12 protein-coding genes and 1 pseudogene are annotated in these 12,650 nt (G+C 68.3%); 8 read left to right on the top strand and 5 right to left on the bottom strand.

Annotated elements, in window-relative coordinates:
• Positions 1–37: 37 nt before the first annotated feature.
• Together ACQPYS_RS13945 and ACQPYS_RS13940 are read right to left on the bottom strand one after the other, a co-directional pair.
• Positions 38–939: pseudogene (locus ACQPYS_RS13945) on the bottom strand (cyclase family protein).
• Positions 940–1,251: 312 nt separating this feature from the next.
• Complete coding sequence (locus ACQPYS_RS13940) at positions 1,252–1,902, bottom strand: nitroreductase family protein (RefSeq protein ID WP_433493043.1); 651 nt, start codon at positions 1,900–1,902, stop codon at positions 1,252–1,254.
• A gap of 200 nt (positions 1,903–2,102) precedes the next feature.
• Here ACQPYS_RS13940 and ACQPYS_RS13935 point away from each other — a divergent pair, with 200 nt between their 5' ends.
• From ACQPYS_RS13935 to ACQPYS_RS13920, 4 genes are all read left to right on the top strand, one after another.
• Positions 2,103–2,594, top strand: coding sequence for a MarR family winged helix-turn-helix transcriptional regulator (locus ACQPYS_RS13935; protein WP_063034379.1), 492 nt, complete (start codon positions 2,103–2,105; stop codon positions 2,592–2,594).
• Between the two features lie 34 nt (positions 2,595–2,628).
• Positions 2,629–5,178: an MFS transporter gene (locus ACQPYS_RS13930; RefSeq protein WP_433492846.1), complete on the top strand. Its 2,550-nt coding sequence runs from the start codon at positions 2,629–2,631 to the stop codon at positions 5,176–5,178.
• A gap of 567 nt (positions 5,179–5,745) precedes the next feature.
• Positions 5,746–5,910 carry a hypothetical protein gene (locus ACQPYS_RS13925; RefSeq protein WP_431938272.1) on the top strand — a complete coding sequence of 55 codons (165 nt, stop codon included), beginning with the start codon at positions 5,746–5,748 and terminating at the stop codon, positions 5,908–5,910.
• A 71-nt stretch (positions 5,911–5,981) separates the two neighbouring features.
• Positions 5,982–6,245, top strand: coding sequence for a hypothetical protein (locus tag ACQPYS_RS13920; RefSeq protein ID WP_433492845.1), 264 nt, complete (start codon positions 5,982–5,984; stop codon positions 6,243–6,245).
• A gap of 193 nt (positions 6,246–6,438) precedes the next feature.
• Here the strand turns inward: ACQPYS_RS13920 and ACQPYS_RS13915 are convergent, their stop codons facing one another.
• Together ACQPYS_RS13915 and ACQPYS_RS13910 are read right to left on the bottom strand one after the other, a co-directional pair.
• Positions 6,439–7,140 carry a dienelactone hydrolase family protein gene (locus ACQPYS_RS13915; protein WP_063034378.1) on the bottom strand — a complete coding sequence of 234 codons (702 nt, stop codon included), beginning with the start codon at positions 7,138–7,140 and terminating at the stop codon, positions 6,439–6,441.
• A 177-nt stretch (positions 7,141–7,317) separates the two neighbouring features.
• Positions 7,318–7,491 carry a PepSY domain-containing protein gene (locus ACQPYS_RS13910; protein WP_433492844.1) on the bottom strand — a complete coding sequence of 58 codons (174 nt, stop codon included), beginning with the start codon at positions 7,489–7,491 and terminating at the stop codon, positions 7,318–7,320.
• A 323-nt stretch (positions 7,492–7,814) separates the two neighbouring features.
• On the opposite strand from ACQPYS_RS13910, the gene ACQPYS_RS13905 reads away from it, so the two are divergent.
• The 3 genes from ACQPYS_RS13905 (at position 7,815) to ACQPYS_RS13895 (ending at position 11,378) form a co-directional block, all read left to right on the top strand.
• Entirely contained in the window at positions 7,815–8,492 is a 678-nt protein-coding gene (locus ACQPYS_RS13905; protein ID WP_433492843.1) for a response regulator, read from the top strand.
• Positions 8,485–10,158 (top strand): sensor histidine kinase, encoded by a 1,674-nt coding sequence (locus ACQPYS_RS13900; protein ID WP_433492842.1) that lies wholly within the window; start codon positions 8,485–8,487, stop codon positions 10,156–10,158. The genes ACQPYS_RS13905 and ACQPYS_RS13900 overlap by 8 nt, the downstream gene beginning before the upstream one ends.
• Before the next feature lie 86 nt (positions 10,159–10,244).
• On the top strand, positions 10,245–11,378 hold the full coding sequence (locus tag ACQPYS_RS13895) for an NAD(P)-binding domain-containing protein (RefSeq protein ID WP_433492841.1): 1,134 nt from the start codon (positions 10,245–10,247) through the stop codon (positions 11,376–11,378).
• 36 nt (positions 11,379–11,414) lie between these two features.
• Here ACQPYS_RS13895 and ACQPYS_RS13890 read toward each other — a convergent pair whose 3' ends face one another.
• Positions 11,415–11,741, bottom strand: a complete 327-nt coding sequence (locus ACQPYS_RS13890; RefSeq protein WP_433492840.1) for a TetR family transcriptional regulator C-terminal domain-containing protein — start codon at positions 11,739–11,741, stop codon at positions 11,415–11,417.
• Positions 11,742–11,885: 144 nt separating this feature from the next.
• Here ACQPYS_RS13890 and ACQPYS_RS13885 point away from each other — a divergent pair, with 144 nt between their 5' ends.
• The gene (locus ACQPYS_RS13885) at positions 11,886–12,581 is read left to right on the top strand and encodes an SGNH/GDSL hydrolase family protein (protein WP_433492839.1); all 696 of its coding nucleotides are present in this window, start codon (positions 11,886–11,888) and stop codon (positions 12,579–12,581) included.
• Positions 12,582–12,650: the final 69 nt, after the last annotated feature.

The following is a 12,650-nucleotide window of genomic DNA, read 5'->3' as shown; positions in this document are numbered from 1 at the left end:
TCGCGCCGCGGCATCGCGATCGTGTCCTTATCCGTGCTCATCTGATCGCCAGCGGATTGATCGGCGAGCCGATGCCACGGGTGAACTGCAGGGGCGGACCGGCATAGAAGAAGTCGTAGCGGCCGTCGGCGGCACACGCCTGCGACAGCTCCTCGAAGTCGAGCATCTCGGCGAGGGTCAGGCCCATATCCCGGATCAGCACCATATGGAGTTCGAACGCCGAGCCCGGATTCTCGCCGGGCATCACCTCGACGGCCCAGTTGTCCGACCCGACCACTGCCACATCGCGCTCCCGCAGCCAGGTCGCGCAGTTCAGGCTCAGTCCCGGTTCTCCGGCCATGAAGCCGGCGGCATCGCCGTCGGAGAGGAATTTCTTGCGCCAGCCCGTCCGGATCAGCAGGATATCGCCCGCGCCGATCGTGACGCCCTGGGCCGCGGCGACCTCGTCGAGTTCGTCGGGGCCGATCGCGGCGCCCGCCTCGAGCCAGTCCACCCCGCGTGCCTTCGCGATATCGAGCAGGACACCGCGCCCGGCGATGCCGCCCGCCTGGGTGTGGATACCGCATTTGTCGGCGCCCTTGACCGAGACGCCGTCCCCGGTGAAGCCGTTGTAGAGCTGGTCGTCGTAGTGCACGTGGGCGAGGGCATCGTATTGGGAGCCCGCCTGCAGCGGCATGAAGACGTAATCGTCGGCCCATTTGAATCCGCCGGGAAGCACCTGCTCCTGACCGTTCTCGGACATGAGCCGGATGGGGTTGATACGCAGGCCGCCCGGCTGCGGTCACCATCGAGGGGGATCCCCAGCTGGAAGACCTCGCCGGTCCGGATCAGGCCGGCCGCCGCGGCAACTCGCTCCGGCGTGATGAGATTCGTGGTCCCCCGCTCGTCGTCGCTCCCCCAGCGACCCCAGTTGCTTACTTCTCGCCCGAGCGCGCGCATATCGGGAACTGCAGGCACCGTTGCCTCCTGACTCACTGATAATGACGTGACAGTCATGTCAACTTCCGTGGCAAGTGTGATCGCTGACACGCAACCTGTCAAGAGTCCGTTATATGACCAGATCAGCGGCGAATGCAGCAAGCCTCGGCGGCATACCCACCGCGCATACACGGCGACCGCCGTGAGGCGACGTAGTCACCACACGGCGGTCGGGAGACATACCGGACATCGCAACCGACTCGCGGCCGACACCGAACCACCGGCGTCGGCACACCCACCGGAGCCGGACGGGGCGGGATCACGAGCGAGCGGCTACCAGCCTCCGATATGCACAATCCGGTCCAGATCCGTGCGCGCGGCCGGCTTGAAGTCCGTTCCCTTCGTGTACGCGACCGGGAGCAGCGCACCCTGGGACACCGTGTCGTACGGGATCCCCAGGAGGTCGGCGGCCTCGCGCTCATAGCTCAGATGCAGGGTGGTCCAGGCCGTACCGAGCCCGCGCGAACGCGCAGCCAGGCAGAAGCTCCACACCGCCGGGAACAGGGACGACCAGTGCGAGGCGCTCTGCGCACCCGAGGCCCCGTCCACCCGGCCCTCGATACACGGCACGAGCAGGACCGGCACCTCACCCATCTTCTCCGCCAGGTACGTCGCCGAACTCGCGATACGCTGCCGGGCCGCATCCTCCGGAGAGCCCGAACCGGCCTGGTTGCCGGGGAAGTACTTCGACGCGGCGTAGCGTTCGAAGGATTTCCGGTACAGTTCCCCGAGCCCGCGCTTCCGTTCGGCATCGGCGACCACGATCCAGTGCCAGCCCTGCCGATTCGAACCGCTCGGCGCCTGGACCGCCAGTTCGATACACTCGCGCACGACCTCGAGCGGCACCTCGCGCCCGAGGTCGAGGCGTTTACGTACCGCCCGGGTGGTGGACAGCAGTTCGTCGGTCGACAGGTCCAGCTCTATCGGCACGATTACCCTTTCGATCGGGCCGGATACAGCACCGGCTCGGATATTCGGTTCCACCTCGAGGCTAATGGAGCCCGCTCCCCCGGGAGGCCGTGCTCGCCGCGAAGCATCGGTGTCCGATTTGCGATAGTTGATTGCTGCAAGCAACTGATCTATTTTTAGTTAGCGTAGTGAACTAATCATCGTTTGGAGTCACCGTGCCAGTCTCAGCGGATACCACACAGAACCTCCTGGGTGAGATGTTCCTCATCGGCCGTGCCCTCCGCAGCACGCTGGCCCATTCCGACGCGGGCCGGCTACTCCCCGGCGGGCTCGGCGTCCTGTCCACCCTCGAGACGGCGGGCCCCTGCCGGCAGGTCGGGCTCGCGGCCGACCTGCGGATCACCCCGTCGGCGATGAGCCGGCACATCACCGAACTGGCCGCCGCCGGATACATCAGTCGCGAGGCCGACCCCAGCGACGGCCGCGCCAGCCTCGTCCGGCTGACCCCGGACGGCCAGGATCTGCTGCACCGCGTCCGGGCGCTGCACACCCGACACCTCCAGGAAACCCTCGGCGATTGGACCGAGGACGATGTGGAACAGGCCTACCAGGTGATGCGCCGCCTCCGGAATTCCCTCAACTCCCGGGACCGCTGTGGCACGGCGGACGAGAACCCGCAGGTTTCGAAAGAGAGAGCCGATGTCTGACACCGAGGCGCCAGCCTCTCGCGATCCGCTCGCCATGAGCCATCGCCAAATCCTCGAAGCGATGACCGGTCTGCTGGCGGCGCTGTTCACCGCGCTGCTCAGCACGACCATCGTCGCCAACGCGTTGCCGACCATCATCGGCGATCTGCAGGCTTCGCAGACCGCCTATGCGTGGGTCATCACCACAGCTCTGCTCACCAATGCGGCCTCGACGCCGATCTGGGGCAAGCTGGCCGACCTGTTCAACAAGAAGACGCTGGTGCAACTGGGCATCATCATCTTCGTGGTCGGCTCGGTGATCGCCGGCTTCGCCCACAATGTCGAGCTGCTCCTGGCCGCTCGCGCCCTGCAGGGCGTCGGTATGGGCGGGCTTACCGCGCTGGTCGTCGCGATCATCGGCAGCATCATTCCGCCGCGCGAACGCGGGCGGTACTCCGGCTATATGGGCGCGGTCATGGCGGTCTCCATGACCGGCGGACCGATCCTGGGCGGCGTCATCGTGGACAGCCCCCTCGGCTGGCGATGGTGCTTCTTCATCTGCATCCCGCTCGCGGTGATCGCACTGCTGCTCCTGCAGCGCACACTGCGACTGCCGACAACCCGCAAAGAGGGCGTCAGCATCGACTGGCTCGGCGCCACGCTGCTCACCGCGGGCGTCTCGGTCCTGCTGATCTGGGTCTCGTTCGCCGGTAAGGCCGGGTACTACGAGTGGTGGTCCACCGAATCGGCTCTCTACGTGGGTGGCGGTGTACTGCTGCTGGCGTTGACGGTGCTCGTCGAAGCCCGGGTCAAGGATCCGGTCATCCCGCTCCCGATCGTCACCGAACGCACCACCGCGCTGGCCATCCTCGCGTCCATCGCCGTGGGTGTCGGCATGTTCGGCGCCACCACGTTCCTCGGCCAATACCTGCAGACCGCTCGCGGCTACTCCCCCACCGCGGCGGGCCTGCTGTCCTCGCCGATGGTGGCCGGGATGCTCGTCGCCTCGGTGGTCTCCGGTCAGCTCATCACCCGGTTCGGCAAGTGGAAGCCCTTCGTCGTCGGCGGCGCGGCGCTGCTGGTGGTCGGGTTCGCCCTGCTGTCCAGCGTCGACCACGCCACGAACATCTGGTTGATCGGCTGCTTCATCACGGTGACCGGCGCGGGTGTCGGCATGATGATGCAGAACCTGGTGCTGGCGGTCCAGAACACCGTGAGTGTGCACAATATCGGCGCCGCGTCCAGCAGCGTCGCCTTCTTCCGCACCTTCGGTGGCGCCATCGGCGTCTCGGTCCTGGGTTCGGTACTGGCGACCCGGGTGAGCGAACTGTCCACCGCCCGTTTTGCCGAACTCGGTATCAACACCACATCGTCGGGCAGTGGCAATCTCGACCTGAAGGCGCTACCCGCCCCCATCGCCGAGGTCGTGCGCTTCTCCTACGGTGACGCCACCGGCCGGATCTTCCTGATCGCCGCGGTGACCTGTGTCGTGGCGCTCATCGCCGCGGCGCTGCTGCCGAACCGCCCACTGCGGCGCACGATCGATATCGAACCGACCGCCGATCCGGCGGCCGCCACCGATATGGGGACCGAGACCCAGGTGCCCGACGATCTGGCCGATCTGGAACGCACCCCCGCGGTGGCCGAACCGGTGGGCCGGCACCACGCCCCCGCCGCCGAGAACGCCGACGATCCGCGGACCGAGGCGGCCCCGGTACCCGTGGGCGCACTCACCGCGCAGGCGCCGGCCGGACAGAACGGTCACGGTCTGTACAGCCCGGCCGTCACCGCGCAGACCTCGATGCCGACCACCCGCTACGCCGGGACCGGCGACGAGAGCGGTTCCTTCCACGGGCGCATCACCCGCGAGGACGGACGCCCGGTCCCCGGTGCGGCACTCACCCTGATCGACCAGCGCGGCCATCAGGTCGCGCGGGCGAGCGGGACCGGCGACGGCGGCTACACCGTGAACGCCCCCGCGCCGGGTGGTTATGTGCTGATCGTCTCGGCTCCGGGGCACCGGCCGACCGCGGTCAATGTCGCGCACGCCGCGCAGCCGCAGCGCATGGACCTCACCCTCTCCGGGCTCGGGGAGTTGTCGGGCACGGTCCGCTCGACCCGCGGCGGTACGCCCCTGGCCGGCGCCACGGTCACGGTGACCGACCAGTACGGCGAGGTCGTCGCCTCGGCCGCCTCCGGCGAGGACGGCGCCTATCTCTGCCACGGCGTGGTTCCCGGCACCTACACCCTGGTGGCGGTCGCCGAGCATATGCGACCGTGTGCGACCGCGCTCACCGTGCCCGATAGTGGCCGGCTGCGGCACGATATCGAACTCGCGCCGATGGCCGTGCTGACCGGGTCGGCCCGAGCCGACGGTGGACGGCCGGTGACCGATATCCAGATCACCGTCCTCGACGCCACCGGCGATGTGGCCGCCACCGCGCGCACCGACGAGCAGGGCCGCTACACCGTGCCCGATCTCCCCGAGGGCCGATACACGGTCGTGGCCCGCGGCTATCCGCCGGTCACCGGGCAGATCAGCGTTTCCGGCGAGGAGGTCGGCTACGACGTCGAACTCGGGTACGGAACCGACGGGCAGGAGTAACCCGCCGACCCGAAGGGCTTGTCTTCCCCTCTCCGGCAAGCCCTTCGGCCACGGCGGCTCCTCGATCGTCGCTGCGCCCCCGGCGATCGACGGAACGCACTTCCACGACGGGTCGGTCGCACTCGGAGGTAACCCGACCCCGTTCGCAAGGCCCCGAGGCGGGAATCGCCGCGGGAACGAAGAGCGTCCGGGCGATCGGTGAAATCTGCGGGTAACGCCGAATCGCATTCCGGGCCACGGTGTCCCAGCGAGATGTAGCGGGCGATGCCCGGTTCGTTCCGCCGCGAACTCACCGCCGGCATCCGAAACCCACTGCGCGACAGAGCCGGTCGGCCGCAGGACCTCCGCGACCGGGTCGCCACAGGCAGATCACACCGGACGTAGCCTATCGAACCCGCGTCATCGCAACTCCGGCGCGACCTTCCGCGGCATGCCGGTGACCCTCTCGTGACCTCGGTCCCGGGAAAATTGATGATTCCTTGTCTGGTAACGGCCTTGCAAGCAGCGAAAACTGATGTTGCTGCGCGAAAAGATGTCCCCTGGTTCACCCCGACCGAAGGATATGTAATGTCTGCCAGAATCACCAAGATCTTCGCCGCAACGGCGATCGCCCTGTCGCTCGGCGCCTTCGGGACCCCGGTCGCTTCGGCCGCCACCTCCTCGGCGTCCCCGGTCACCGGTTCCGCCATCATCCTGTGTGTCCCCCTCGGAAGCGCCACCGTCTGTATCTGAGCACGCGCAATTCCGGAGCGCGGCTTCGGCCGGTTCTGCCGCTGGTGGGTAGGGGCATCGAGGCCGGGCCCATGATGTCCGGTGAGATTCGCTCCGATTACCGATCATCGAGCCAACCGGAAGAGCGCACGTTGCTCGCCGAGGAGCGTGCGCCGGGATGGGCAGGTTGCCACCCTCGGGTGACCTGCTCATCCGTATCCGGGCCACCCACCGGCCAGGCCGAAGTCACGTCGATACGAAAACCCGGCCCGGCCGGCGTTGTACTCGCCCGCCACGCGACGACTCAGAACATCAACATCATGCCCATCATCATCATCATGAAGCCGAGAAAATAGTTGCTGGACATCTCGAACCTGCTCCCGTCGGACCGAACCGCCCGGACCCGATGCCGGACGCCACAGCGGCAACTTTGCCGTTGTTGAACGGTACGATATTCAACGGCTTGTATTTCCGGTCCGCAGCTTCCCGGTGCGGGGAATACGAATCGCCGCGCGACAGCGGAGCCGATTTCGGCCGCGGCAGTGGCAGTCAGCGCGGTGACGGGTTTTTCAGATGGGCGTCGAAGAAGGCGAAAACACGTCGCCAGGCGTCCGCGGTGGCCTCCTCGTCATATCCGAGACCGGCTACCCGCAGTACGGGCTCGGCGGGAAGCCGGTTGGCGAATGCATGGGTGACCCCGGAATAGGTCTTGACGTCGTGCGCCACGCCGTAGTCGTCGAGTACCCGTTCCAGCCGGTGCGCACGCCCGATATTGATCGGATCCAACCGTCCGTAGCTGGCGACGATCGGGCAGCTGCCCCGCAGCATCTCCGCGTAGTTGCCCCGGCTGGTCGGGTAGAAGGGAGCGGCGGCGTCGAAACCGCGCGGCGCGGTGAGCAAGGCGAACCCACCACCCATACAGAAGCCGGCCACCGCGACCCGGCCGGTGCACGCGGAATCGTCCCGTATCCGGTGCAGCGCGGCGAGGATATCGCGCACCGCCCTGCCCTCACCAGTGAACAGCAGATCGCGGAATACGCCGGGTACACATCGCGGCCCGCGGGAGAACAGGTCCGGCGCGATCACCAGATAGCCGCGGTCGGCCAGCATACGGGCATTGCGCCGCAGATCCGCGGTCAGCCCGACCGCGTCGTGCAGCAACACCACCGCGGGCCACGGTCCCGGGCCCTCGGGCGTCTCCCATACGGCGTCGATATCACCGTCGGGCGCGGGCACCTCGATCATCGTCATCGGCGATCACCTTCCGTTCGATCCGGAACTCTCGCAGCCACGGCGATAGCGGACCCAGTGTCGCATCGCCGCGTCGTCCGCTCGCGCGCCTCGCCGATGCGCCGGGTGCGGGCCGGCCACCGCCCGGGGGGCGGCAGCCGGCCCGTACCCGCGGCGCACGGACACGCACGGCGCGGATCAATCGTGTTCGGCCGCACCGATGATCTCACCGGTGTTCGCGTCCACCGTCACCTCGTATTCGGCGCCCGCCGAGGTGACGACTTCCACCTCCCACACCGGTCCGCGGTGCTCGGTCTCGAACTCGGCCGAGACCGCCCTACTGTCCGGTACCGCGGCCACGGCGGCGTCCATGGCCTGGATGCGGTCGATTCCCGGATCGGCGACGAGAGACCACTCCGCGATCGGTCGATCGAGGGCGACGGTGCCGTGCGGCGGGGTGTGGCCGAGGCAACAGTGGCGACGCCGACGGCGGCACCGGCGACCACGGCCACGACCGCGGCACCGATCAGAATCCAGCGCAGACCGGCGACCGCGTGACGAATAACGCTTGCCATGGTGAAACCTCCTGGGTGGGTGTACGTCCCGAATACGGTCATCACTGTGGCAAGCCGATACTGAAGGTGACCTGAAGTCACCTGAAGAACATTTCAGGAAGTGTCTGACACTCTGGGTGGATGCGTCTGCTGATCGTGGAGGACGAGAAACGGCTCGCCCTCGCACTGGCGAAAGGGTTGTCGGCCGAGGGTTTCGCGGTCGACGTCGTACACGACGGCGCGGAGGGGCTGCACCGCGCCACCACCACCGAGTACGACCTGATCATCCTGGACATCATGCTGCCCGGCATGAACGGCTACCGGGTCTGCGCGACCCTGCGCGCCGCCGGTCACGAAACCCCGGTGTTGATGCTCACCGCCAAGGACGGCGAATACGACGAGGCCGAGGGCCTGGATACCGGCGCCGACGACTACCTCAGTAAACCGTTCTCCTATGTGGTCCTCGTGGCCCGGATCCGGGCGCTGTTACGCCGCCGCACCCGCGGCGGCGTACGCGTGCTGCGTGTCGGCGATCTGGTGGTCGATCCCGCCACCCACGGTTGCCGGCGCGGAAAGTGCGCTATCACCCTGACCGCGAAGGAATTCGCGGTCCTGGAACACCTGGCCGTGCGCGCCGGGGAGGTCGTATCCAAAGCCGATATCCTGCAGCATGTCTGGGATTTCGCCTACGACGGCGACCCGAATATCGTCGAGGTCTACATCAGCACCCTGCGCCGCAAGATCGATACGCCCTTCGGCTGCCGGACCATCCTGACAGTACGCGGCGCGGGCTACCGCTTGGCGGCCGAGCGTGGGTGAGCGGGCGCGCCGCCGTGGTCCCTGGTGGAATTCGGTCCGGGCACGGACCACCACCGCGGCCACCGTAGTGGTCGCGATCGCCCTTACCGCCACCGGACTCATCCTGCTCGCCGCCCTGCGCGGCAATCTGGTCGAGAGCGCGGATCTGCAGGCCGCGAACACCGCGCGCGATATCACCGGCCAGCTGGATACGGGCACGCCACTGGCGCAACTTCGGCTGCCGGACCCCGACGATGAACCGGTGCAGGTCGTTTCGGCAGACGGGCAGGTACTCGCCGCCGACGAAGAACTGCGGGGCAGCGGCCCGATGGCCGACTTCGGGCCGAATACGGACGCACGGTCCGGAGACGGCGCGGATGAGGATTCCGCGGACGACGAATCCGACGAGGCAGCGGACGAGGACGACGAGTCCGATTCCGACGACGAGTCCGATTCCGACGACGAGTCCGATTCCGACGACGAGTCCGATTCCGACGACGAGTCCGATTCCGAAGCAGCCGACGAGGCCGAAGACGAGAACGACTCACCCGGCCCCGTGGGCACCGCGTCCGGCCTCGGCACCGGCAGCGCGGCCGGTGCCGGCGGCGCGGAAACCACGCGGGCCGTCGGCGCTTCCGCGGCCACCGAACCCGTCTTCGGGCAGACCGAAGTGACAGTCGGTGATTCCGGGCCCGCGAGCTATCGCGTCGCCGCGCTCGGCAGCACCGCTCCCGACGGGCGGCCGGTCACCGTCTATGCGGGCGCGTCGCTGGACACCGCCGACAGCGCGGTCGCCGACCTGCGGCGGGCGATGCTGATCGGGCTGCCGGTGCTCCTCGCCGTGGTCGCCGCGGTGACCTGGCTGGTCACCCGGTGGGCATTGCGGCCGGTGGAGTCCATCCGGTCCGAGCTGGCCGAGATCATGCACGGCGACCTGTCACGCCGAGTGCCCGAACCCGCCGCCCGCGACGAGATCGCCCGGTTGGCGGTCACCACCAACGACACGCTCGCGGCGCTGGAGCAGTCCGCGGAACGTCAGCGCCGGTTCATCGCCGATGCCGCGCACGAACTGCGCAGTCCGATCGCCAGTCTGCGCACCCAGCTCGAAGTGTCGCAGGCGCATCCGGGGTTGCTCGAACTCGACGGCCTGCTCGGCGACACCGTACGGCTGGAACATCTCGCGGCCGATCTGCTGCTGCTGGCCCGGCTCGACGCGGGCGAACAGCCTCGGGCCGACCGGATCGAGCTCGCCGCGCTTGTCCGGGCGGAACTGGCCCACCGGGTCGGGGATCGTCTACCGGTCGGCTCCGATCTCGGGGTGGGCGAGCCCGTCGTCACCGGTAGCCGAACTCAATTGGCCCGAGTGCTGGGCAATCTCGTGGACAATGCGCAGCGGCATGCGGCGACGATGGTATGGGTGACGCTGGACCGGCAGGGTGACCGGGCAGTACTCGCGGTGGCCGACGACGGCCCGGGCGTACCGGAAGCCGATCGGGAGCGGATATTCCAGCGTTTCGTGCGCCTCGATGACGCCCGCAGCCGAGACGAAGGAGGTGCGGGCCTGGGCTTGGCGATCGTGCGCGATGTGGTCGGACGGCACGAGGGGACGATCCGGGTCGAGCCCGCGGACTCCGGTGGTGCGCGATTCGTGGTGGAACTTCCGGTGGCCGGCCGAGTGCCCGGCTGACCGCCGCGGGGGGCGAGCGGCCGACCGGGCCGCCGGATGCGTGGCCGCCGGTTTCCGGTATCGCCCGCGCACTAGCATCGGCGATCATGGCGCAGCAGGCAGTGCATCCGGCGGAACCGGACTTCCCGATACTGGTGATCGGGGCCGGACAGTCCGGTCTCTCGGCCGGATACCATCTGCGCCGACACGGGCTCGTGCCCGGGCGGGATTTCCTGATCGTCGACCATGCACCCGGCCCCGGCGGTGCCTGGCAGTTCCGCTGGCCGTCACTGACCCTCAGCACCGTGAACCGGATACACGACCTGCCCGGGATGCCTTTCGCCGAGAACACCGGTCCGGGTGCCGCCGGGGCCGAGGTTCCGGCGGCGACCGCGGTGCCGCGCTACTACCAGCGTTACGAGGAGCATTTCGAGCTCCGGGTAGGTCGGCCGGTGAGCGTGCGGGTGGTGTGCGATCGTGCCGGGGACGACGGTCTGCTGCATGCCGAGACCGATCGGGCGGGCACGCTCCGGGTGCGCGGCCTGATCAACTGCACGGGAACCTGGGAGCACCCCTTCGTACCGCACTATCGCGGTGCGGAGACCTTTACCGGCCGCCAACTGCACACCCGCGACTACCGTGACCCGGCGGAGTTCGCGGGACAGCACGTGGTGGTGGTCGGAGGCGGAATCTCCGCGGTCCAGCTGCTCGACGAGATCTCCCGGGTCACCGGCACCACCTGGGTGACACGTTCGGAACCCGCCTTCCGGGAGTCCCCGTTCGACGTGAACGCAGGTCGCCGGGCGGTGGCGATCGTGGAGGATCGGGTACGCCGGGGGCTCCCGCCCGGCTCGGTGGTCTCGGTGACCGGTCTCCCACTGGACGGCCGGCTCCGAGCGGCCCGGGACCGCGGCGTCCTGCGGCGGCGACCGATGTTCGACCATATCGAGCCCGACGGCGTGCGCTGGGCCGACGGAAGTTTCCAGGCCGCGCAGGTCATTCTGTGGGCCACGGGTTTCCGCAGTGCGCTGGACCATCTGGCACCGCTGCGGCTCCGTGGGCCGGGTGGCGGGATCACCATGAGCGGCGCGCTCGCCACCCGGGTCGCGGTGGACCCGCGGATCCACCTGATCGGATATGGACCGTCGGCCAGTACGATCGGCGCGAACCGGGCCGGGCGGGCAGCCGCGGCGGAACTCGTCGACCACCTGGGCCTGGAGCAAGGCGCTCTCCGTGAGTAAGGAGCTCGGCTACGACACCGCGACCGGTCCTTCCGGTCAGTGCAACAGATCTTCCACGATCCGGCGCGCCATCAGCACTCGTTCGTCGTCGCCGAGCTGGCGGGCGGTATTGGCCGCGGCGACGACCGCGTCGATCTCGAAGGCCAGCACCGCCGCGTCTCGCCCGGTCAGCTCACCCAGTTCCTGAGCCTTACGGATCTCCCCGCTCAGGAAGGTCATCCAGTCCTCATGGTCCGCGGCGACGGCGTCACGGACCGATCCGGGGCGGCTGTCGAATTCGGTGAGTACCGCGGCCCGGAAGCAACCGCCGGGAAAGGCCGGGTCGGTGGTGTAACCGAGCCAGCGGTCGACCAGCGCGCGCACCCTGGGTAGACCGCGCGGTACGGCCAGGGCGGGCGTGATGATCTGCTCTTTGAGTACATATATAAATGCGCATATCTCCGTATCGATATTGTTTTTCCTGGGTCGAACTGATCGTGTCGGTCCCTACCGACGGCTCTACATTGCTTGCGCGGTGCACCCTGGCAGCGCTACGCCGTACTCGGCGATTCGATCGCCCAGGGAGTGGGTGACGCGTCCGCGGGCTACCGCGAAATCGGCTGGGCCGACCGCGTCGCGGAGATCCTCGGCTCGGTGAACCCCGAGGTGAGATATCTGAACACCGGGCGGATCGGCGCCACCTCGAATCAGCTGCTCGCAGAACAGCTGGCGCCGGTACTGGAATTCGGTCCCGACCTCGTGCACGTATCGTGCGGCGGTAACGACTTGTTCCATCCCGGCGGCGATACCGACCGGCTGCGCGCGAATCTCGATACCGCTTTTTCCGCGCTGGCCGCTACCGGCGCCCAGCTGTGCGCGTTCACCGCGGCCGATGTCTGGGAAACCGAACGGATGGCACCGATGCGGCCGATGCGGGCGCGGATGGCCGAGCACAACGAGATCGTCCGCGACGTGGCCGGCCGGTACGACGCGCTACTGGTCGATTTCTGCAACCATCCGCTGCGGCTGCGTCCGGATCTCATGAGCGCGGACCTCATCCATTTCACGACCAGCGGCCACGCGGTCGTCGCGACGGAGATGATCCGCGCTCTGGCGGCGCGGATCTCCGCCGCCGCCGGATCGGCTGACGATCGGCAATCCCTCCGCCGGCCTCGGGCAGACGAACCTGCCCGAGAGATCCACTTTGTCGGCGCCAACGGTTAAGATCTGCGCCGGGCATTAGCGAGGAGGAGTGGGTACCGACGTGGGAAGCTACGGCCGTAGGCCACGGGC

The sequence above is a fragment of the Nocardia grenadensis genome, assembly GCF_050942415.1.
Classification (GTDB): domain Bacteria; phylum Actinomycetota; class Actinomycetes; order Mycobacteriales; family Mycobacteriaceae; genus Nocardia; species Nocardia grenadensis.
This window is presented reverse-complemented; position numbering and strand designations above follow the sequence as displayed.

Coding starts and splice junctions, on each gene's coding strand:
- ACQPYS_RS13925 (WP_431938272.1), top strand. CDS start 5,746: ATGTCTGCCAGAATCACCAAGATCTTCGCCGCAACGGCGATCGCCCTG.
- ACQPYS_RS13930 (WP_433492846.1), top strand. CDS start 2,629: ATGAGCCATCGCCAAATCCTCGAAGCGATGACCGGTCTGCTGGCGGCG.
- ACQPYS_RS13895 (WP_433492841.1), top strand. CDS start 10,245: ATGGCGCAGCAGGCAGTGCATCCGGCGGAACCGGACTTCCCGATACTG.
- ACQPYS_RS13910 (WP_433492844.1), bottom strand. CDS start 7,491: ATGGACGCCGCCGTGGCCGCGGTACCGGACAGTAGGGCGGTCTCGGCC.
- ACQPYS_RS13920 (WP_433492845.1), top strand. CDS start 5,982: ATGATGTCCGGTGAGATTCGCTCCGATTACCGATCATCGAGCCAACCG.
- ACQPYS_RS13905 (WP_433492843.1), top strand. CDS start 7,815: ATGCGTCTGCTGATCGTGGAGGACGAGAAACGGCTCGCCCTCGCACTG.
- ACQPYS_RS13915 (WP_063034378.1), bottom strand. CDS start 7,140: ATGACGATGATCGAGGTGCCCGCGCCCGACGGTGATATCGACGCCGTA.